Source organism: Bacteroides faecium, from assembly GCF_012113595.1.
GTDB classification, from domain to species: Bacteria; Bacteroidota; Bacteroidia; order Bacteroidales; family Bacteroidaceae; genus Bacteroides; species Bacteroides faecium.
On the sequence record NZ_CP050831.1, the window covers coordinates 398,873 to 420,350 of the forward strand.

Genomic DNA, 21,478 nt, shown 5'->3' on the forward strand with positions numbered 1-21,478 from the left:
CATTGCAGAAAACACAAGGACAAATATATTCTTATTATCGTTCTACTTAATTTAGTTATAGTTCCACTTAATATTTAAAGCTACTTCCACCCAAGAACTCGCGAAGCAGGGAAGTCGGCGGAATTTCCTTATCCTGTACCGGAACAAAATATTTAATGAATTTCAGCAACCGGTAGGCTTCACAATATTCGGGACAGTTGCGCGGAACTCCCATCAAAATAGGTTCGGCATGCAGGCGAAGAACGGCAAATTCAAAGAGCAATGCCGAATTGAACATGACATCGGCATTTTCCTGGTAAGGGAATATCCACTTATCTTCACCGGCACGTACACTAGGCCAGCGTGAAATGGTTTCGCGGGCGGAATATCCACGATAATTGAAGTCACGGATAATACGGCGCAATAGACGGTTATCGGTTGTCGGAATCCAGTTATGGTCATCCAGGGAAATGGTAGTCAGTGCAGATACGTAAATCTTGAACTTACGTTCAGCAGGTATATGGGGAGTCAGTTCAGGATTCAGGGCATGAATACCTTCCAGAATTAGAATCGTGTTATCTTCAATTTTCAGTTTGTCACCTTTATACTCTTTCTTGCCAAGGGAGAAGTTGAAACGGGGAAGTTCCACCTCTTCACCACGCAGCAGGGCTTGCAATTGCTGGTTGAACAAATCCAGGTCGAGTGCGTAAAGTGATTCATAATCGTAGTTTCCGTTTTCATCCAGAGGAGTGTCTTCACGGTCTACGAAATAGTTGTCCAGAGAGATGGGATAGGGTTTCAAGCCGTTTGTCATCAACTGGATAGAGAGACGTTTGCTGAAAGTAGTTTTTCCCGAAGACGACGGTCCGGCAATCAAGACAAGTTTCACACGGTTGCCGTTTTCTCCACGATGGAAGATGGTATCGGCTATCTGAGCTATCTTCTTCTCCTGCAAGGCTTCGGCTACATTAATCAAATCTGTGGCGTGCCCTTCTTCACAAGCCAGGTTAAAGTCTCCGGCGTTGTTGAGTCCCATAATGTAACTCCAGTTCAGATATTCCTTAAAGACGTCCAGCATCTTCTCCTGCTTCACAACATCTTCCAATACTTCGGGATTCTCGCGGCTCGGAATCCGAAGAAGCAACCCATCGTAATATTTCACGATGTCAAACAGTTTAAGATACCCGGTACTGGGCAACAGGTTACCATAATAATAATCGACCGTATCCCCCAACGTATAATAATAGGTATAGAGAGAACCGGAAGTTTCGAGCAACCGTACTTTGTCATTCATCCCCCGCTCACTGAATACGCGCACAGCTTCCGCCGTATGACACTCGATGCGATGATAAGGAATATTTTCGGCAATAATCTCCTGCATACGCTGCTTGATGCGCTTCACATCTTCCAGTTCAATAGGACGCCCGATACGCAAATTACAGAAATAGCCCTTTGACACAGGATGCTCTACGAATAACTTTCCGTCGGGATACAACTCCGTGACAGCCTTAAACAAGACAAAACAGAGCGAACGTACATAGGTACGCATACCGGACTGGTCCCTTACATCCAAGAACTCTATATCCTTATTGTTATATACCCTAAAATTAAGTCCCTCAGAGCGGTTATTGACTTTGGCGCTAACCACTTGATAAGGAAAATTAAGATTAAAACCGTAATAAATATCCAAAAGTGAGCTCCCGATAGGGAATTCTTTAGAAATATTGTTATTTTTGCAACATATTTGTAACATCTGTTTCATCGAGTTCGTTAAAAGGTGAATAATTTGGGACTAATATACTTATAATCAGACTGAGAACAAATAACCATTAAAAATATTATAGATGGAATATTCTTTTTATGATTTTTTAAAGCTCATAGGTTCATTAGGACTCTTCCTGTACGGAATGAAGATAATGAGCGAGGGCTTGCAAAAGGTCGCGGGTGACAGACTACGAAGTATCTTGACGGCAATGACTACCAACAGGGTAACGGGAGTTTTAACAGGTGTGTTAATCACAGCCCTTATCCAATCTTCTTCAGCAACGACGGTAATGGTCGTGAGTTTCGTTAATGCCGGGTTGCTTACTCTTGCCGAATCTATCAGTGTCATTATGGGTGCCAACATCGGTACTACGGTCACTGCCTGGATTATCTCAATTTTCGGATTTAAGGTTGACATGGCCGCCTTTGCCCTTCCTCTTCTGGCCATCGCCCTTCCGCTTATCTTCTCGGGTAAAAGCAACCGCAAGTCCGTCGGTGAATTCATTTTCGGTTTCTCTTTCCTCTTCATGGGGCTTTCTTATCTGAAAGCAAATGCGCCCGACCTGAACGCCAATCCGGAAATGCTCGCCTTTGTACAGAACTACACGGATATGGGATTCTTCTCCATTCTGCTGTTCCTGTTCATCGGTACGATACTGACCATGATTGTACAGGCTTCTGCCGCCACGATGGCAATTACACTGATTATGTGTGCCAACGGATGGATTAGTCTGGAACTGGGAGCAGCCCTCGTACTGGGAGAAAATATCGGAACTACAATCACCGCCAATCTTGCCGCATTAACAGCCAACACACAGGCTAAACGGGCAGCATTGGCGCATTTTGTTTTTAATGTGTTCGGTGTTATCTGGGTATTGATTATCTTCCATCCTTTCATGCAGTTTGTAAACTGGGTAGTAGACACTTTCTTCCAGACAAGCAATCCGGAAGTTGCTATCTCTTACAAGTTGTCCGCCTTCCACTCTATCTTCAATATCTGTAACGTATGTCTTCTGATATGGGGTGTGAAATTGATTGAACGCACCGTATGTGCTTTAATCCATCCGAAGGAAGAGGACGAAGAACCGAGACTGCGGTTTATCACCGGCGGTATGCTGTCTACGGCGGAGCTTTCCATTCTTCAGGCACGCAAGGAGATTCATCTTTTTGCAGAACGTACCCATCGTATGTTCGGCATGGTGCAGGACTTGCTGCATACGGAAAAGGATGATGATTTCAACAAGCTGTTCAGCCGGATAGAGAAATACGAGAATATCAGCGACAATATGGAGTTGGAAATAGCCAACTATCTGAACCAGGTATCCGAAGGTCGTCTGAGTTCTGAAAGTAAGTTGCAGATACGCGCCATGCTACGTGAAGTGACGGAGATTGAAAGTATCGGGGACAGTTGTTACAACCTGGCACGTACCGTCAACCGGAAGCGTCAGACAAACCAGGACTTTACCGAAAAGCAATACGAGCATATTCACTTCATGATGAAGCTGACGAATGACGCTCTTGCACAAATGATTGTGGTGGTAGAGAAACCGGAACATCAGAGTATTGACATCAACAAGTCTTTCAATATCGAAAACGAAATCAATAATTACCGCAACCAACTGAAGAATCAGAATATCCTGGATGTGAACAACAAGGAATATGATTATCAAATGGGAGTTTACTACATGGATATTATCGCCGAATGTGAGAAACTGGGCGACTATATAGTAAATGTGGTAGAAGCCAGCAGTGATGTGAAAGAAAAGAAGGCTTCCTGAACGACTTAATCGGGAAGAATAAATAATAAAAAAGGAGAATCTGTGATGCCAATGCATAAAACTGATTCTCCTTTTTTATTTATTAATCAAGATCTTTACTACTAATTATATACATATGATTCCGCCAGTCGCCAAAATAAAGTAGATTCCGGTACAGCAGTTGTTCGAAGAACTTTTGCTGTACCGTTTTCCGATGAAGGATTGATATTAGCAAAAATATTCCACCCTTCTTTAAAAGAGCAATCACTATAATAATAAGATTTATCTTTAGGATTACTGGTCAATATGAAAGGTCGGTCGGCATACTGATAACTCATCAGTGTTGCTTTTCCCGCAGCAGAACCTTTGCCGGACCAGTTGGAAATAGCAATTCGCCCTACTCTCGTATCACCTTTAAAAACAAAAAAATCCCCTAATGTCGCTACAAGCGCATCGCCGTCGTCCGAGAATCCGGTCCAATAACCAGTCATACCACCATCCTGGCGATCTACTTTCTGAAGTTTCTCCGAAGGGAAAGTGGCAGGAAGTGTCATTACAATCTGCCCGTTTTCATAAGGAAATTCAAGAGTCTCAATCACTTGCCAGTCAGCACCCGTTACTTTTACCTCAACTCGGTCGAATGTGAAATTATCAGGTATATTCTGTATATCTTTGACTATTATCGTACTATAATCCGGAACTTCCGGGACAGGCGACTCCTTCTCGTTTTCGTCATCACTACAACCAACCATCAACAGGCTGAATATCAATAAAAGACAGATTACGGGATATAAGAGATCGTTTGAGTCGATAGAGACAGTTGTTTTATTATGCATGATTCTTATTTTTGTATGCAAAGATATTACATTTATAGCTAGCAGGATAATTTCTGGGCATAAAAATAAAAATGACCGGACACATATTGTATCCGGTCATTTCCACTTAATAAATTCTCTCCCTCTCTGTTTTATCCTTCGTACGGTTCGAAATCTTCTTTTCCGACTCCACAAAGTGGACAAGTCCAATCATCAGGAATGTCTTCAAACGCAGTTCCTGGTTCAATTCCGCTTTCCGGATCTCCTTGTTCGGGGTCGTAAATATATTCACAGACCGTGCAAATGTACTTCTTCATAACGTTCGTATTTTTAATTGGTTTTCTAATTTATATAACACAAATAGCAAGATATTTGTTCAACACTTTTTTAATACTGAAATAAAAAACTATCTTTGTGATCAAATTAACCAAACTAAAGCAACAATATACAAGTATGCTTATAGCATTATTATCTACATTAATAGTCTTGTGTGCGGTCCTGTTACTCAGTTTTTTATGGGAGCGCAGAAAATGTCTCCGAATGCAACAGCGATTATTCCGGGAGTCCAGAAAATTGGAACGTACCAATCATATCGCCGGGTCTGTTCTAAAAAATGTGCATGCTTTTATCCTGTTAATAGATAACGATTTCAAGGTTCTGAAAACCAACTACTATCAGAAAACCGGAACAAAAAAAGCAGTGGAAGAAAAAAGAGTGGGCGACCTGCTGCAATGCCGCAACGCATTGGCTGCGGAAGGTGGCTGCGGAACGCATAGTTTTTGCGGCTCCTGCCCGATACGTACTGCCATACGCCAGTCTTTCGAACAAAGAAGGAATTTCACCGACCTCGAAGCGACACTGACCGTAGCTACTTCCGACAATGAGACGGTAGAGTGCAATGCTGTCATCTCCGGTTCATACTTCCTGTTGGACGAAAAAGAAAACATGGTACTTACCGTCCATGATGTCACCCGCCTGAAGAAAGCGGAAAAAGAATTGATACACGCCAAAGAAAAAGCGGAGAAAGCCGATATTTCCAAATCAGCATTCCTGGCTAATATGAGCCATGAGATACGCACCCCTCTCAATGCCATCACCGGATTTGCGGAAATAATGGGCAGTGCCAATACAGAAGAGGAAAAAGCCCAATATCAGGAAATCATAAAGATGAACGCCGACCTCCTGATGCAGTTGGTCAATGACATTCTCGACATGTCAAAGATTGAAGCCGGAACTTTGGAGTTTGTATATACTACGGTTGATATCAACCTGTTACTTTCAGATTTGCAGCAGCTTTTCCAAATGCGGGTGAACGACGCTGGCGGGATGATTAAAATTATAGCAGAACCGTCGCGTTCTTCCTGCCTCATTTCAACCGACCGCAACCGGGTGGCTCAGGTACTTTCCAACTTTACCACCAATGCGATTAAATTCACCACAGAAGGTACGGTACGCATCGGATATGAGGCGAGAGACACTGAACTTTATTTTTATGTAAAGGATACCGGAGCAGGTATCCCGGCAGACAAATTGCCGGACGTATTCGGGCGTTTCGTGAAGCTGAACAAAGACAAAAAGGGAACCGGACTGGGACTTTCCATCTCCCAAACTATCGTTGCCAAGCTGGACGGGCAGATTGGAGCAGACTCCGTAGAAGGCGAAGGCTCTACATTCTGGTTCACTATCCCCTACCGGACGTGTGGCAAACCTCAGTAATAAATCTATCTTCATAAAAAGTTTTAATTAAACATTTTATCACAATATTATGTTGTACTTTTGCAGTCCAAACTAAACGCATGTATCTGCATGAGTACAAATAAAGATGACTTTTATCATATAGGACTTACAGACAATGAAGTCCTTCAAAGCAGGGAAAAAAATGGTATCAACCTGTTAACGCCCCCCAAGCGTCCTTCCCTCTGGAAGCTTTATCTCGAAAAATTTGAAGACCCGGTGGTGCGTGTACTGTTAGTAGCAGCCGCATTTTCCCTTATCATCTCCATCATCGAAAATGAATACGCCGAAACTATCGGAATCATTGCCGCCATCCTGCTGGCTACCGGTATAGGTTTCTTTTTCGAATATGATGCCAGCAAGAAATTCGATTTGCTGAATGCTGTCAACGAAGAGACGTTGGTAAAAGTCATCCGCAACGGACGTGTGCAGGAAGTTCCCCGTAAAGACATAGTGGTAGGCGATATAGTCATTCTGGAAACCGGTGAGGAAATTCCCGCGGACGGTGAGTTGCTGGAAGCAATTTCTTTGCAGGTAAACGAATCCAATCTGACAGGAGAACCCGTTATAAATAAAACGACCATAGAAGCGGATTTTGACGAAGAGGCAACGTATGCTTCCAATTTGGTGATGCGCGGCACTACGGTAGTCGACGGACACGGAACCATGCGCGTACTGCATGTGGGAGACGCTACCGAAATCGGGAAAGTAGCCCGCCAAAGCACGGAAGATAATCTGGAACCGACTCCGCTGAACATTCAGTTGACAAAACTTGCCAATCTGATTGGAAAAATAGGTTTTACCGTTGCGGGACTCGCTTTCCTTATCTTCTTTGTGAAAGATGTATTGTTCGCCTTTGATTTCGGCGCATTGAACGGATGGCATGAATGGCTTCCCGTTTTCGAGCGGACACTCAAATACTTTATGATGGCGGTTACTTTGATTGTAGTAGCCGTGCCCGAAGGCTTGCCAATGAGCGTCACCCTCAGCCTGGCGTTGAATATGCGCCGTATGCTCTCTACTAACAACCTGGTACGGAAGATGCACGCCTGCGAAACGATGGGAGCTATCACTGTGATTTGCACGGACAAGACCGGTACGCTGACACAAAACCTGATGCAGGTGCACGAACCCAACTTCTATGGTATCAAGAACGGCAGCGACTTGTCCGACGATGATATCAGCGCACTTATCGCAGAAGGCATCAGTGCCAATTCTACCGCTTTTCTTGAAGAATCGGCTGCCGGTGAAAAGCCGAAAGGAGTAGGAAATCCTACCGAAGTGGCTTTGTTATTATGGCTGAACAGCCAGGGAAGAGATTATCTGGCACTTCGTGAGAATGCACATATCCTCGACCAGCTAACGTTCTCCACCGAACGGAAATTCATGGCGACACTTGTAGAATCGCCATTAATCGGAAAGAAAATACTCTATATCAAAGGAGCACCGGAAATTGTTCTCGGCAAGTGCAAGGAAGTTGTACTGGACGGGAATCGGGTAGATGCCGTGGAATACCGTTCGACAGTAGAAGCGCAATTGCTGAATTATCAGAATATGGCGATGCGCACACTTGGATTTGCTTTCAAGATTGTAGGGGAGAACGAGCCGAATGACTGTACGGAGCTGGTATCAGCCAATGATTTGAACTTCTTAGGCGTCGTGGCCATTTCCGATCCGATTCGTCCGGATGTGCCTGCTGCCGTAGCCAAATGCCAGTCGGCAGGTATCGGTATCAAGATTGTGACCGGTGACACACCGGGAACTGCTACGGAGATTGCCCGCCAGATAGGTCTTTGGAATCCGGAGACGGATACGGAGCGGAATCGTATCACCGGAGTGGCATTCGCCGAATTGAGTGACGAAGAAGCATTAGACCGGGTGATGGAGCTTAAAATCATGTCGCGTGCCCGCCCGACGGATAAACAACGCCTGGTACAATTACTCCAGCAGAAAGGAGCGGTAGTAGCCGTAACCGGAGACGGTACGAACGACGCACCCGCTTTGAATCATGCACAAGTCGGCCTCTCGATGGGAACGGGAACTTCCGTAGCCAAAGAAGCCAGTGACATAACCTTGCTCGACGACTCGTTCAACAGTATCGGAACCGCTGTCATGTGGGGACGTTCACTTTATAAGAATATCCAGCGTTTCATTGTTTTCCAGTTGACGATTAATTTCGTCGCGCTGCTTATCGTTCTGCTGGGGTCGGTTATCGGTACGGAACTTCCGCTGACCGTAACGCAAATGTTATGGGTAAACCTGATTATGGATACCTTTGCCGCTTTGGCTTTGGCTTCCATTCCGCCCAGCGAAACTGTGATGCTTGAAAAACCCCGTCGCGGCACTGATTTCATCATCAGTAAAGCAATGCGGTCTAATATAATAGGTGTAGGTTCTATTTTCCTTATCGTACTGCTCGGAATGATTTATTATTTCGACCACAGCCCGCAGGGTATGGATATACACAACCTCACTATTTTCTTTACCTTCTTTGTCATGTTACAATTCTGGAACCTCTTCAATGCCCGCGTATTCGGTACTACCGACTCGGCATTCAAAGGGCTTTCCAAATCGTATGGTATGGAACTGATTGTGCTTGCCATCCTGGTCGGACAATTCCTGATTGTGCAGTTCGGTGGAGCTGTATTCCGTACGACACCACTCGACTGGCAAACCTGGCTTTTAATTATAGGCGTTTCGTCCACGGTGTTATGGGTTGGAGAACTTGTTCGCCTTGTTCAACGTATTATTCACAAAAAGAGTAGAAATGAAAAGTAAAGGAATTAAAAACCTTCTTATTGATTTGGGCGGTGTGCTTATCAATCTCGACCGCCAACGTTGTATGGAGAACTTTAAGAAATTAGGGTTCACAGACGTAGAAGAGCGATTGAATATCCAACAACTGCATGGAATATTCATGCAGCAGGAAAAAGGTCTGATCACTTCCGCCGAATTCCGGAACGGGCTCCGGGACATGATGGGGAAAGTAGTCAGTGACAAACAAATAGATGCTGCCTGGAACAGTTTTCTGGTAGACATCCCCAAATATAAGCTTGACTTACTGCTGGAATTGCGCTCCAAATATGTAGTCTACCTGCTTAGCAACACAAATGAGATCCATTGGAGATATGCCTGCCACAACCTGTTTCCATATCGTACCTTCAGAGTGGAAGACTACTTCGAAAAAGCCTATCTCTCTTATGAGATGCACATGGTAAAACCGGAAGCGGATATTTTTAAGGCGGTCATTGAGGATGCGGGTATCGAACCTCAAGAGACACTCTTCATTGATGACTCTGAATTAAACTGCAAGGCGGCTCAGGAACTGGGCATCTCCACCTATACGGCAAAAGCCGGCGAAGACTGGAGCCATCTTTTCAAAAGCAAATAAAACCCGTGGAAATGCAGATTATACGTGACATATCGCCCCTCACTCCGGAACCCTGCGTAGCTACCATCGGTTTCTTTGATGGAGTTCATGCAGGACATCGCTATCTCATCCAACAAGTGAAAGAGATAGCCGCAGCCAAAAGTCTACGTTCTGCACTGGTTACTTTCCCTGTTCATCCCCGCAAAGTGATGAACGCCGACTATCGCCCGGAACTTCTGACCACACCGGAAGAAAAAATCAACTTACTGTCCGACATCGGAGTAGACTACTGCCTGATGCTCGACTTCACCCCGGATATTTCCCGACTGACGGCACGTGAATTCATGACTCAGGTACTCAAAGAACGCTTCCAGGTAGAGTGTCTGGTAATCGGCTACGACCATCGTTTCGGACACAACCGCAGCGAAGGATTCGAGGACTATGTACGTTACGGAAAAGAAATCGGCATAGAAGTTATCCAAGCAAAAGCATATGCCAACAATATAGAAATGGAAGACGGGGAACATATAACAGTCAGTTCTTCGCTAATCCGCAAACTGCTTCATAAAGGAGATGTAGACTTAGCAGCCCGTTGCCTGGGATACGAATATTTTCTGGACGGAACCGTTGTAGGCGGTTATCAGGTAGGCAGGAAAATCGGTTTCCCGACCGCCAACTTAAGTGTGGACGATCCGGACAAACTCATTCCTGCGGATGGCGTTTATGCCGTATGGGTGACCTTTGACGGAAAAACCTATATGGGTATGTTGAATATAGGCGTCCGCCCGACGATTGGCAATGGCCCCAACCGGACGATTGAAGTGAATATCCTTCACTTCCACTCCAACATATACGACAAGTTTATCCGGCTTACTTTTGTAAAGCGGACTCGTCCCGAACTGAAATATGACAGTATCGACGAGCTAATCGTACAGCTTCATAAAGACGCTGAAGAAACAGAATCCATCCTGCTTGCCAAAGAAACAGGCTGTTCCCAACAGAAAAAAAATGAATAATCTAATAATGACAACTTAAAAGTAGATTCTTATGCAAAAGACATTTATGAGTATCTCTCTGGTGGTAATAGCCATATCCATGTTGGCTATGTTCATATGCAGTTTCTTTACCGTTAAATAAAGCGCATAAGCCTTATGAAGACAGCCATCAAGTTAATACTGATCGACCTTCTCATCGCGCAGATCGTCGCTCCGATTCTGATTATGATTCCCTGTACCCTCTATTTATTGGTCACTACCGGGAATCTGGATAAAGCTGTCTTAACGCAGACAATCATGATTCCGGCACAACTGGCAGGCCAGATTATGATGGGTATCTATCTCTGGAAAGCAGGCTATATCAGCACACAAAAGTCTACATGGTCGCTTGTATCCCCCCCCTATCTGATTGGCAGCGCATTGGCTATCCTTACCGGCGGATTTCTGGTATCCGCACTTATGAGTCTGATGGACTGGATTCCTAATATCATGGAGCAATCTTTCGATATTCTTCAATCCGGTTGGGGCGGTATTCTTGCGATAGCTATCGTAGGGCCTGTGCTCGAAGAGCTATTATTCCGGGGCGCCATTACCAAAGCACTCTTGCAACAGTACAATCCGACGAAAGCCATTCTCATCTCCGCACTTCTGTTCGGTGTCTTCCACATCAATCCCGCCCAGATACTTCCGGCATTTCTGATTGGTATTCTGCTGGCATGGACGTATTATAAGACCGGCAGCCTGATTCCCTGTATCCTCATGCATATACTGAACAATTCCCTGTCCGTCTATCTCAGCATCAAATATCCCGAAGCGGAAAATATGGACGACTTGATAAGCGGCACTCCCTATCTGGTTATCTTATCCGGAGCACTCCTGTTACTTATCGGAAGTATTCTGACCATGCGTTACCTGACTACTAAAAAGCAAGAATAAAAAAAAGGGAAGTTTTTACTTCCCCTCTTTTGCCTTGAATGCCAATGCATACATCCGTATTTGTTTTACCATCGACAGCAAACCGTTGCTGCGAGTAGGTGACAGATGCTCTTTCAATCCGATTTTATCAATAAAATAAAGGTCGGTATTCAATATTTCATCAGGCGTGTGCCCTGACAGTACTTTTATCAATAAAGCAATGATTCCTTTTACAATCAGCGCGTCACTTTCTGCTTTAAAAACAATCTTACCGTCTACATCATCCGCTTGAAGCCATACCCGGCTTTGGCATCCTTCAATCAGATTCTGCTCCGTTTTATATTTTTCTTCCAGCGGTTCCTGCTCATTTCCCAAGTCAATAAGTAGTTGGTAGCGGTCCATCCAATCGTCGAAGTCACTGAATTCAGCAATAACTTCGTCCTGCAATTCATTAATTGACATATTATTTAATTTTATTTCTCGTTATAGATTACTTCCATTACAGTCTGTCCGACTGCTTTCAATGTATTTTTATCAATATGCTCCATGTTATCCGTAAGCGTATGCCAGGTAGGAGTAAATCCACCTTCGGGATCAGAAGCTATGATATCAATCGTTTTGATACGTGCCAGGCGGTTGATAAACAAATGATCGTCCGTCACTCCTCCGCCGTCTTCATCAATGAACATTTTGCCATATCCCAGTTTCTTGGCTGCTTTCCAGACTTTCTTGTTGATGTCCGGCGCAAACTGTTCTGAATATGATTCTTTCAGGAAAACGGTATTTTTACCGCCCACCATATCGAGCAGTATGCCGAAACGGGCATTATATCCCTGCACATGAGGGTTACGCGCCCAATACTGTGCTCCCAGACACCATGATTCTTCATTATTCTGGTCGTGCGCTCCATAATCTTCCGCGTCAAGGAAAATAATATCAATACCCAGTTCCGGTTGCTGTTGATTAACCAAACGGGCGATTTCCAACAAAGCTCCCACCCCGCTTGCTCCATCATTCGCACCCAGAATAGGCGTCTTATGGTTCTTTTCATCAGGATCGTTGTCAGCCCAGGGACGAGTATCCCAATGCGCAAACAAAGCTATTCTTTTCTTGCTTTCCGGCTTATAAGAACCGATGATATTCCGCGCTTTCAGCAAAGTTCCGTCATAAGCTATCAGGTCAGCATACTGGTCGGTCACCTGCGCACCGAAATCTTTCAACTGCTTGGCCAAATAATTTCCACAAGCAACGTGCTCCTTCGTATTAGGCACACGAGGTCCGAAATCCACCTGATTCTTTACATACAGATAAGCACTGTCCGCATCAAACTGTGGTACGTTCACGACTACCTTCTCGCTTTGTTCATTTGTACTATTTGCCTTGTTGCCGCCTCCGCAAGAGAAAGCCGATAACAACAAAAAGGCGCTTGTCAATACTATCATAGGTTTCTTTTTCATCGTCCTCTGTTCTATTAAAGCCTCAAAATTAGTCATTTTCATCACAGCATTGTTCAGATGGAATAGATTATTAACAAATAAACTTTAATTCGACATTTTTCTTTCCGACCGTGAGTTCCACTTTTGCACCATTGACAAGCGGTAAATTATGAGTGACATGCCCCACCGGAAAATTAAAACAAACGGGATAATCATACTCTTTCACCAAATCCGCCAAGGCTGCGTATAACTCTTTCCCCAAAGAGCGATCTTCCTCATATTCAGTAAACTGCCCGATAATAAGCCCGGACAATTTTTCGAGCACACCCCCCAGTTTCAGATTGTACATCATACGTTCAATGGCATGAGGCCGTTCGCTGACGTCTTCTATAAACAGCACCGTACCTTCCGCCGGAATATCATAAGGAGTCCCCCGCAGACCGTAAGCCACTGCCATGTTTCCACCATGCAAAATGCCTTGTGCGCTCCCCTGCTTATTCAGTTTATGCTTTTCGCAAGTATAAACAGGCAGGTTGCCGAACAGGATATTCTTTAGATACGAAGTACACGGGTCATCTTCCGGCTCCACTGTAAGATGGCGTGCCATCAATGAATGCAAGGATGCGTATCCGTTTTTCTGAAACAGATTGTGCAACGCCGTGATGTCACTGAACCCAAGCAACCATTTCGGGTGCTCATAAAAAGCCGTGAAATCAATCTTATCTATCAAATGCACCGCTCCATATCCCCCGCGGCTGCAAAGAATAGCTTTCACGTCCGGATCATCCATCGCATCCTGCAAGTCTTTAAGACGCTGCTTGATTGTTCCGGCATATCTTCCGGAAGAACCGCCGGCATGCTTTCCGATGGCAACCTTCAAGCCCCATGACTCGATCCGTTTCCTGGCTCCTTTCAGAAATTGCTTGTCTATCTTGCTGGAAGGCGACACGATGACTACTTTATCACCCTTCTGCAAAAAGGGGGGAAATTGAATATCCATATTCTATACTCTATTTTGTTGACTTTCGCTGATAAAAACGTACCCAGTCCACTTCCATCTCCACCGGCAGGTCTTCAGGTTCGACAGCTCCTACCCACGAACCACCCAACTGCATGTCAATCAGCAGATAAAAAGGTTGGTTGAAGGGGAATTGTCCTTCTTCTTTTGTTTGTATGCGAGGATATGTGAATGTATGTACGTCATTGACATAAAATGAAAGACTGTCCGGAGACATCTCGACGGCAAAAACATTGTACCTCTCCGGATGAATCACTCCGGTAGAATGTGACGGCGGATTATCCTTGATGCCCAACGTATAGGTATAATGAGAATGTACCGTCTGATAGGCTATGGAATCGTAATTCAAACGTTCCATGATGTCAATTTCGCCACCCGACGGCCAAGCAGCTTTTTCCGGTAGCATCCAGATGGCAGGCCATGCTCCTTTGGCAGCATTCAACTTGGCACAAATCTCGATACGCCCGCTATCAAAAGCTTTCTTACCTTTCGTATAGACACCGCCTGTCAAATAGGGAGCAGTATCATTGCGCTGTGTATGATTGGCGATACCTCGCAGTACCAATTTGCCTTTACGCATGGAATAACAAGAATCAAAGTCGGTCATATAGTTATTCCAGTCGGATTTTCCCCGCGGAATCTTGCTCCATACCTTCAAATCGAAATCCTTTTTCTGATTGAAATTCTCTTCCCAGGCCAAGGTCCATCCGGACGGAGTTTTGGATGTTTTGCAGGACGCAAGCAACCAACAAAGGAGAATCAAGCTAATAAATAATAGATTTTTAAACTGTTTCATGTCGTTTTATTATTTGGGGGATTTATGTATGCAAAAATACACGAAAAAACGATTCCATGCGCATCTAGCGGGCAAAACAAATGAAATATAGCAAAATGTTACACAACAGATGTATTTTTTCGGGTTATAATCCTTATTTTTTCAATCATTTTTCTGATATTTGCTAAAAATCTAACGTTATGGAACCTATTCTAAATTTTGCCCAACTCACAGAACACCTCAGGAAACTAAACCACAGAAAACGGATTGCCGTGGTTTGTGCCAATGATCCTAATACCGAGTATGCGATTACGCGTGCTTTGGAAGAGGGGATTGCGGAGTTTCTGATGATTGGAGACTCGGCTATCCTTGAGAAATACCCTACGCTCAAGCAATATCCGGAATACGTGAAAACCATCCATATAGAAGATTCGGACGAAGCGGCGCGCGAAGCCGTACGTATCGTTCGTGAGGGCGGAGCGGATATTTTAATGAAAGGAATCATCAATACGGACAACTTATTGCATGCCATACTCGACAAAGAAAAAGGACTGCTTCCGAAAGGGAAAATCCTCACGCATCTGGCAGTGATGGAAATTCCGACTTATCATAAATTACTTTTCTTCTCGGATGCGGCGGTAATCCCACGTCCTACCTTACAGCAACGTATAGAAATGATCTGGTATGCCATTTGTACCTGCCGGCACTTCGGCATTGAACAACCACGCGTGGCATTGATTCACTGCACGGAGAAAGTAAGCGCGAAGTTCCCTCATTCATTGGATTATGTGAATATTGTGGAATTAGCTGAAGCCGGAGAGTTCGGAAACGTCATTATCGACGGGCCGCTGGATGTACGTACGGCTTGCGAGCAGGCAAGCGGGGATATAAAAGGTATTGTATCTCCTATCAACGGACAGGCAGATGTGCTTATATTCCCTAATATAGAATCTGGAAATGCTTTTTACAAGTCTGTTTCTTTGTTTGCCAATGCAGAAATGGCAGGATTGCTGCAAGGTCCTGTTTGTCCCGTAGTCCTTCCGTCACGTAGTGATTCGGGATTGTCCAAATATTACAGTATAGCCATGGCATGCCTGCAAGTGTCAGGGGATTGCGAGTGCAGAAAGCAGGTGCTTAATCAAGGTAATAATTCATAATTCGCAATTCACAGTTCATAATCCATACTTAAAACATTAGACTCTATGAAGATTCTGGTCATCAATCCCGGTTCCACCTCTACCAAAATTGCTGTATATGAAAACGAAACACCTCTGTTGGTCAGCAATATCAAGCATACGGTAGAAGAATTATCCGTTTATCCGCAAGTGATAGACCAGTTTGAGTTCCGAAAGAACCTGGTACTTCAAGAATTAGAGTCTAATGGGATTCCTTTTGCTTTTGATGCTGTCATCGGGCGTGGCGGATTGGTAAAACCCATTCCCGGCGGCGTATATGAAGTGAACGAGGCTATGGTACGGGACACATTGCATGCCATGCGTACACATGCCTGCAACCTCGGTGGTTTGATAGCAAAAGAACTGGCATCCTCTCTTCCCGATTGCCCTGCTTTCATTGCCGACCCGGGAGTGGTAGACGAACTGGAAGATATAGCCCGTATTACAGGCTCTCCGCTTATGCCGAAAATTACCATCTGGCATGCATTGAATCAAAAGGCAATAGCCCGGCGTTTTGCCAAAGAACAGGGAACAAGGTATGAGGAACTTGATTTGATTATCTGTCATCTGGGCGGCGGCATTTCGATAGCTGTCCACCATCACGGACGTGCTATCGACGCGAACAATGCATTGGACGGTGAAGGCCCTTTCTCACCGGAACGTGCCGGAACGCTTCCGGCAGGTCAACTCATTGACCTTTGTTTCAGCGGGCAGCACACGAAAGATGAATTAAAAAAACGCATTTCCGGTCGCGCCGGTCTGACGGCACATTTGGGGACTACCGATGTACCTGCCATTATCAAGTCCATAGAAGAAGGGGATAAAAAAGCGGAACTGATATTGGATGCCATGATTTATAATGTAGCAAAAGCCATCGGTGGAGCCGCTACCGTCCTATGCGGGAAAATAGATGCCATCCTTCTGACCGGGGGAATCGCTTATTCTGATTATGTCATTTCACGACTCAAAAAGCGCATCTCATTTCTGGCTCCTATCCATATCTATCCCGGAGAGAATGAAATGGAGTCACTGGCTTTTAATGCGATAGGGGCATTGAAAGGAGAGTTGCCTATACAGGTCTACAAGTAACATGACCTTTTGCACAAGAATGGGTTAACCGCCTATCTTGCCCCAAATGTTATTGATTATGTCAAACTTCCTCCATCCGCTCCAACTCCCATCCGCGAAATTGCATCACGATGCAATGTAGCTCGGTGTCGTGCACCATCTGGCGTACCTTAGCACCGACAGCATACCCTTTTATCTGCTCTACGGCTTCTTGCCACTGGGCTTCGGCTTTTGCTTCCGAGTCCTTGGCGGAGAGGTATTTCAGTTCAATAATATAGCTGTGCTTCACGTCATAGCGCATCAAGTCGGGCATTAGGAACAGGTCGCAATAACCGTGGTTCAATTCCACTTCCGGAGCTATCAGGTAATAGGCATTCGTACTCAAGTAGGCAGTAAAGAAGCCTTGCAGGTTGCGCTCGCCTTCGATGGCACTTCGCACGGAAGAGTTTTCCTTGTAGGCATGGGCGATAAATTCCAGTGTTTCACGCCAATGACCGTCGTAGGCCATCTCATAATACATCAGTCCAAGGTCAATCAGATTGATATGTCGGTTGTCCTGATATTCTTCCAACAGAAATTCGTAATACTGCTTACGCACGTTATTATTGGGAATACTCAACACCAGATAGTTGCCACGAGTGGCGGTAATGGTGAGCATACCATAATAGAAAAGCAGGCTGGGGAAAATCTCCGGTTTGGTAATATCGGTAGCGGGAAAGGTAGTCACTAACGTGGTGACAATCTGCCCCTCTTCCGTGATTTTGCGCAATACGCCCTTACGGTTACCGTCCAACTTATCCAGCCGGATGAGTTTCTTCATCTTATTGTAGTCTGTGCGGGTATTGGGATCTATCATCTCTTCAGGGGATTTACCCAAAGTCATATAATGCCGCAAATAATAGAACACCATGTCACAATTGAACATTTTCGGGTCACGCTCCAAACTTTCTTTGGCAAAACAATAATTGTCATACCACGGGCGCATTTCCTCTATCATCGCATTTATATCCGTATTGCCCGGTAACTGTCCGGCATCCTTATAATACCGGATCATCTCGCGTACATCAGTCTCGCTGAATCCCAGCATCATGTTAAACTGATAATCGGTACTGATATTCCAACCGATATTGAATCCGCTAGTCAAGTCATCCAGTGTCACAGGGCTGACGCCTGTCATGAAGATACGATCAAACATACCTTTGAACTTCTTGAATATTTCGCGATAAAAACCACTGGCATGGGTCAGGGCATGATAGACCTTGTCGCCTTGCTCGTTCAGCACCACGTTAGTGAAATTATCGTATTCATCCACAATCAGATAAAGCTTGGACCCGTTATTACGTGCCTTGCGATCCAGAAAGTTTATTTTGTTGGTAGTGCCGTATTGGGCTTTCATTTCCTCTTCAAAGCCGGGATAATAATAAGGTTCATAGATAGAAGCAAAATCATCCAGTCCACCACAGCAATAATCATCAAAATTCTGGGCAAGTGTCCTATCAAGCCCGCCTACTCTGGAGAAGTCAAGATAAAGTATTTGGAAAGCTCCTTGCAACTGTGTAGGACGACTACCTATCCATAGATTGCCGAAGCGTTTTTCGAACTTTTCTTTTTGAGAGATGTCATAATAAGCCCGGAGCATACTCAGAAAGATGCTCTTGCCGAAACGGCGGGGACGGATAAAGAACAAATTGTTGGGCTGCTCTTCCAACAAAGGCAGATACATCGTTTTATCCACATAATATTGGTTCTGCTCCACCACTTCCACAAAGTTGGCAACGCCATAAGGGATTCTTTTTACTTCTTCCATAATTGTTCCTTTCTTTAGTCCTCATACCCATTATGGGCAACACAAAAGTAATACATTCCCGCAGAAAGAACAAAGAAAGAGAAAGAAAGTTGAAATGTCACTGTGCAAAAACAATACGAAATATAATCTCCTCAGCGCACTAAAAACGATTTCGCAAAATCATTTCTCATATTCTCATAATTACAAGATAATTACGTATTAATCAAACAGATAACACTATGAGAAATAAAATCAAATACGGCATTTCTCATACTTTTTTCACCATTTCACCTTAAAAACAGTGCATTTCTCATACGTTTATCAATCATTTCTCATAAGGAAAGTAACACTTCTGAAACGAAAAAAACATTAGGCGGCAATATATTTCAAGGTAAACATGAAGTCATGCACCGCTTAATTACATAGTATCAAGCGGTACTTTACAACACACAAAGCAGGCATCAAGAGGTCATCCCACTAATATCCGGACATCTTTCCTTAGGCATCTATACATCTTCCCTGTAAGCATTCGGCCTTTTGCGTATTTCTCTCCAAGCTATAATAAAGTCAAAAGCCAGACATACTTCGTCTGGCTTTTGACTTTACTAAATTATCTTGTTTATCCTTTCCAATTAAATGGCAGTAAATCGGAGTAGTCGTTTTTCTCTTCTCTTTCTTTCTCCTGTACCCTGATCAACACGTCCTGCATCCATAGTTTTGGGTTCACCTTATTTTCCCTGCAACATCCCATCAGTGAAAAGAATATTGCCGCTGCATGTGCCGCCTCATGTGAACCGGAGAAAAGAGTGTTTTTTCTGTTCAAAGTCAATGGTCTTATAGAACGCTCCACCGGATTATTGTCAATGCAGAATTGTGCATCGTTGACATATCCGGACAGTTGTTCAAATCGTGTGTACATATAGAATATGGCCTTGGCAATAGGCGATTTCTCAACCGTATGTTCATATTCCTCCTTGCACCATTTTTCCAGTCCTTTGATAATAGGGTACGATTCTTCCCGGCGAAGCTTTACTACAGCCCCGCCTTCCAGATGTTCTATGCTGATTTTCTCCTCCACAGCATACAGTCTGCCTATTTGTTCAAGTGCATGCCTTGCTCTGGGAGGGTCATTTCCTTCCGCTTCCACAAACTTGCGCCTGACGTGTGCCCAGCAGCACAGGTGCAACTTTCCGGGTAGCGTGTCGAACTCGTCATATACTGCAAAACCGTCACTCTGTACCACCCGGACCTGTCCTGCCAGCAGTGTGTCTATTCCACTGCTGCCACGTCCCTTGTGATATTCAAAGAAGGGGGTATGGAACCGGGGCAGATAGAAGTTCCACATATACCCGCGGTGAAGGGCACCGGGACGGTCGCTTTCAAGTACGGGATGGGGCGTCTCATCGGCCATGACGTAATAACTGTCCTTGACCAGTTCACGAAGCTCATTATAGACCGGCTCCAGACGCTGTGCGGCGGCCATCATCCAGTTACTTACGGTGGAAGGACTCAGATGGATGCCTTCACGCTCAAAAATGTCCAGCTGTCTGTGCAGAGGCAGATGATCGTAATATTTGGCGGTAGCAATGTGGGACAGTATACTTTCCGACGCATTGCTGTGAGGGTGTGCCATTACGGGCATGGGAGCAGTCATGATACGACCGTCGGCAAGTCGGTATTTAGGGCGGATGATGCGTCTCACATAGAATCGCGCAGGGCTGACGGCATATTGTTCGCTCACTTCCTCCCCCAGCTTTGTCGCTCCCTCCAGGGAAAGACCTTCCGGCATGGGAATGATGATTTCCTCACGGGGAAGGGACGGGTCGATGGGCTTACGGGCGTGGGGAGTAATCTTTTGGGTGAAGCTCTTACGGAAACGGTTGTAACCATTCTCCGATTTGACAGATTTCTCAGCTATTTTCTGTTCTTCCGCTACCGGGTCATTGACATCGGACGGGGATTCGAAACAGATGCTCAATTGGCTGGCATCTTCGGGAAGATGACGTTTTTCACTGGATTTACCCCATAAACGGCGTGTCAAGTCAGCCAATTTCCATCTCAAGTCAGCTATGACGGCTGTACAGGCTGAGATTTCCCCGGCCTGGCGGGAATACTCCTGCAAAGAGGCTTCGTATTTTCTCTGAAGTTCCGCATGCTCCTTTTCAAGACGTTCACGTTCCTTGCGCAACTCTTCGTACTCTTCCAAAGTAAGGGTAATGACTGGTTCTTTCACTGTATATCCACTTTTTTATTATGTGGCAAAGTTATCAAAATAAAGCTGTACGGCTTATAGGACGGGAGATTACTTTTCAACTGTTTTCCGATACTTTTTAACAGTAAGCAGCTCATTCAGGCGATTCCAGGAAATTTGAAGAAAATCCCTCTTCCGTTCGTCCTTTTTCAAGAGGAAAGAACCGTGGTTCAGACGACGGCATTCCAGACGGTATTCATCGTCGCACCGATAAAGGATATGCAACCTGCTACGGGAACGGTCAAGAAAAATATGGCAGCTCTGCTCTGACACGTAAGAACCCGTGTGCCGGATGACCTCACCACAAAGACCGTCAATTCCTTTATGGAAATTACAACCTTGGGGATAAAGGTAATAAGACCAGAAAGGACTGCTACGGAAAAGACCAAGACCTAAAGGGAGAAGTAGGTCCTGAGGGGAATGGATACCAAGACTGGAAGCCGATACTTTATAACGACGACCACCATCAAATATGAAAAGAACAGAATCAAAATGATTAGACTCAGACAAGAGACTACGCAGCTTTTCACTTTCATTAGAAAATACTAAGACTGAACACATAATGGAGTAAGATAATTATGAAGTCACAAAGGTAGGAAGGAAAACAAGGGAAACAAACACGCACAAGGCCGAATACTTA

The 21,478-nt window shown here is 44.7% G+C and carries 18 protein-coding genes; 8 read left to right on the forward strand and 10 right to left on the reverse strand.

The window, feature by feature from the left end; translation table 11 throughout:
• Positions 1-67 precede the first annotated feature (67 nt).
• Entirely contained in the window at positions 68-1,741 is a 1,674-nt protein-coding gene (locus BacF7301_RS01615; protein WP_167959674.1) for a nucleoside kinase, read from the reverse strand.
• Between the two features lie 82 nt (positions 1,742-1,823).
• On the opposite strand from BacF7301_RS01615, the gene BacF7301_RS01620 reads away from it, so the two are divergent.
• The gene (locus BacF7301_RS01620; protein ID WP_167959675.1) at positions 1,824-3,521 is read left to right on the forward strand and encodes a Na/Pi cotransporter family protein; all 1,698 of its coding nucleotides are present in this window, start codon (positions 1,824-1,826) and stop codon (positions 3,519-3,521) included.
• Between the two features lie 101 nt (positions 3,522-3,622).
• Here BacF7301_RS01620 and BacF7301_RS01625 read toward each other — a convergent pair whose 3' ends face one another.
• Both BacF7301_RS01625 and rd read right to left on the reverse strand, forming a co-directional pair.
• Entirely contained in the window at positions 3,623-4,336 is a 714-nt protein-coding gene (locus tag BacF7301_RS01625; RefSeq protein WP_167959676.1) for a hypothetical protein, read from the reverse strand.
• A gap of 131 nt (positions 4,337-4,467) precedes the next feature.
• Positions 4,468-4,632 (reverse strand): rubredoxin, encoded by a 165-nt coding sequence (rd, locus tag BacF7301_RS01630; protein ID WP_004306971.1) that lies wholly within the window; start codon positions 4,630-4,632, stop codon positions 4,468-4,470.
• Positions 4,633-4,855: 223 nt separating this feature from the next.
• Between rd and BacF7301_RS01635 the strand changes: the two genes are divergently transcribed.
• The 5 genes from BacF7301_RS01635 (at position 4,856) to BacF7301_RS01655 (ending at position 11,350) form a co-directional block, all read left to right on the forward strand.
• Entirely contained in the window at positions 4,856-6,031 is a 1,176-nt protein-coding gene (locus BacF7301_RS01635; RefSeq protein WP_245208310.1) for a sensor histidine kinase, read from the forward strand.
• 90 nt (positions 6,032-6,121) lie between these two features.
• Positions 6,122-8,827 carry a calcium-translocating P-type ATPase, PMCA-type gene (locus BacF7301_RS01640; protein ID WP_167959678.1) on the forward strand — a complete coding sequence of 902 codons (2,706 nt, stop codon included), beginning with the start codon at positions 6,122-6,124 and terminating at the stop codon, positions 8,825-8,827.
• Positions 8,817-9,440: an HAD family hydrolase gene (locus BacF7301_RS01645; RefSeq protein WP_167959679.1), complete on the forward strand. Its 624-nt coding sequence runs from the start codon at positions 8,817-8,819 to the stop codon at positions 9,438-9,440. The genes BacF7301_RS01640 and BacF7301_RS01645 overlap by 11 nt, the downstream gene beginning before the upstream one ends.
• 11 nt (positions 9,441-9,451) lie before the next feature.
• Positions 9,452-10,435 carry a bifunctional riboflavin kinase/FAD synthetase gene (locus tag BacF7301_RS01650; protein ID WP_167959680.1) on the forward strand — a complete coding sequence of 328 codons (984 nt, stop codon included), beginning with the start codon at positions 9,452-9,454 and terminating at the stop codon, positions 10,433-10,435.
• A gap of 135 nt (positions 10,436-10,570) precedes the next feature.
• Entirely contained in the window at positions 10,571-11,350 is a 780-nt protein-coding gene (locus BacF7301_RS01655) for a CPBP family intramembrane glutamic endopeptidase (protein ID WP_167959681.1), read from the forward strand.
• 15 nt (positions 11,351-11,365) lie between these two features.
• Here the strand turns inward: BacF7301_RS01655 and BacF7301_RS01660 are convergent, their stop codons facing one another.
• The 4 genes from BacF7301_RS01660 to BacF7301_RS01675 form a co-directional block, all read right to left on the reverse strand.
• Positions 11,366-11,791 carry a SufE family protein gene (locus BacF7301_RS01660; RefSeq protein ID WP_004316653.1) on the reverse strand — a complete coding sequence of 142 codons (426 nt, stop codon included), beginning with the start codon at positions 11,789-11,791 and terminating at the stop codon, positions 11,366-11,368.
• 11 nt (positions 11,792-11,802) lie between these two features.
• The gene (locus tag BacF7301_RS01665) at positions 11,803-12,786 is read right to left on the reverse strand and encodes a M20 family metallopeptidase (RefSeq protein WP_167959682.1); all 984 of its coding nucleotides are present in this window, start codon (positions 12,784-12,786) and stop codon (positions 11,803-11,805) included.
• Positions 12,787-12,856: 70 nt separating this feature from the next.
• Complete coding sequence (locus BacF7301_RS01670) at positions 12,857-13,765, reverse strand: S66 peptidase family protein (RefSeq protein WP_167959683.1); 909 nt, start codon at positions 13,763-13,765, stop codon at positions 12,857-12,859.
• A gap of 10 nt (positions 13,766-13,775) precedes the next feature.
• Entirely contained in the window at positions 13,776-14,579 is an 804-nt protein-coding gene (locus BacF7301_RS01675) for a glycoside hydrolase family 16 protein (protein ID WP_167959684.1), read from the reverse strand.
• 179 nt (positions 14,580-14,758) lie between these two features.
• On the opposite strand from BacF7301_RS01675, the gene BacF7301_RS01680 reads away from it, so the two are divergent.
• A complete protein-coding gene (locus BacF7301_RS01680; protein WP_167959685.1) occupies positions 14,759-15,715 on the forward strand; it encodes a phosphate acyltransferase in 957 nt (318 codons plus the stop codon).
• A gap of 45 nt (positions 15,716-15,760) precedes the next feature.
• Positions 15,761-16,822 carry a butyrate kinase gene (gene buk, locus BacF7301_RS01685; RefSeq protein ID WP_167959686.1) on the forward strand — a complete coding sequence of 354 codons (1,062 nt, stop codon included), beginning with the start codon at positions 15,761-15,763 and terminating at the stop codon, positions 16,820-16,822.
• Between the two features lie 61 nt (positions 16,823-16,883).
• Here the strand turns inward: buk and BacF7301_RS01690 are convergent, their stop codons facing one another.
• From BacF7301_RS01690 to tnpB, 3 genes are all read right to left on the reverse strand, one after another.
• Positions 16,884-18,608: an ATP-binding protein gene (locus BacF7301_RS01690; RefSeq protein ID WP_167959687.1), complete on the reverse strand. Its 1,725-nt coding sequence runs from the start codon at positions 18,606-18,608 to the stop codon at positions 16,884-16,886.
• A gap of 598 nt (positions 18,609-19,206) precedes the next feature.
• Positions 19,207-20,820, reverse strand: coding sequence for an IS66 family transposase (tnpC, locus tag BacF7301_RS01695; protein ID WP_167959613.1), 1,614 nt, complete (start codon positions 20,818-20,820; stop codon positions 19,207-19,209).
• 69 nt (positions 20,821-20,889) lie between these two features.
• A complete protein-coding gene (tnpB, locus tag BacF7301_RS01700) occupies positions 20,890-21,399 on the reverse strand; it encodes an IS66 family insertion sequence element accessory protein TnpB (protein ID WP_073347688.1) in 510 nt (169 codons plus the stop codon).
• Positions 21,400-21,478 lie beyond the last annotated feature (79 nt).

Bases quoted from the DNA above. Each gene is read 5' to 3' on its own strand.
- BacF7301_RS01620 (WP_167959675.1), top strand. From the start codon at position 1,824: ATGGAATATTCTTTTTATGATTTTTTAAAGCTCATAGGTTCATTAGGA.
- BacF7301_RS01680 (WP_167959685.1), top strand. From the start codon at position 14,759: ATGGAACCTATTCTAAATTTTGCCCAACTCACAGAACACCTCAGGAAA.
- BacF7301_RS01675 (WP_167959684.1), bottom strand. From the start codon at position 14,579: ATGAAACAGTTTAAAAATCTATTATTTATTAGCTTGATTCTCCTTTGT.
- BacF7301_RS01625 (WP_167959676.1), bottom strand. From the start codon at position 4,336: ATGCATAATAAAACAACTGTCTCTATCGACTCAAACGATCTCTTATAT.
- BacF7301_RS01660 (WP_004316653.1), bottom strand. From the start codon at position 11,791: ATGTCAATTAATGAATTGCAGGACGAAGTTATTGCTGAATTCAGTGAC.
- buk (WP_167959686.1), top strand. From the start codon at position 15,761: ATGAAGATTCTGGTCATCAATCCCGGTTCCACCTCTACCAAAATTGCT.
- BacF7301_RS01615 (WP_167959674.1), bottom strand. From the start codon at position 1,741: ATGAAACAGATGTTACAAATATGTTGCAAAAATAACAATATTTCTAAA.
- BacF7301_RS01640 (WP_167959678.1), top strand. From the start codon at position 6,122: ATGAGTACAAATAAAGATGACTTTTATCATATAGGACTTACAGACAAT.
- BacF7301_RS01670 (WP_167959683.1), bottom strand. From the start codon at position 13,765: ATGGATATTCAATTTCCCCCCTTTTTGCAGAAGGGTGATAAAGTAGTC.
- tnpB (WP_073347688.1), bottom strand. From the start codon at position 21,399: ATGTGTTCAGTCTTAGTATTTTCTAATGAAAGTGAAAAGCTGCGTAGT.
- BacF7301_RS01645 (WP_167959679.1), top strand. From the start codon at position 8,817: ATGAAAAGTAAAGGAATTAAAAACCTTCTTATTGATTTGGGCGGTGTG.
- BacF7301_RS01665 (WP_167959682.1), bottom strand. From the start codon at position 12,786: ATGAAAAAGAAACCTATGATAGTATTGACAAGCGCCTTTTTGTTGTTA.
- BacF7301_RS01690 (WP_167959687.1), bottom strand. From the start codon at position 18,608: ATGGAAGAAGTAAAAAGAATCCCTTATGGCGTTGCCAACTTTGTGGAA.
- BacF7301_RS01655 (WP_167959681.1), top strand. From the start codon at position 10,571: ATGAAGACAGCCATCAAGTTAATACTGATCGACCTTCTCATCGCGCAG.
- BacF7301_RS01650 (WP_167959680.1), top strand. From the start codon at position 9,452: ATGCAGATTATACGTGACATATCGCCCCTCACTCCGGAACCCTGCGTA.
- rd (WP_004306971.1), bottom strand. From the start codon at position 4,632: ATGAAGAAGTACATTTGCACGGTCTGTGAATATATTTACGACCCCGAA.
- BacF7301_RS01635 (WP_245208310.1), top strand. From the start codon at position 4,856: ATGCAACAGCGATTATTCCGGGAGTCCAGAAAATTGGAACGTACCAAT.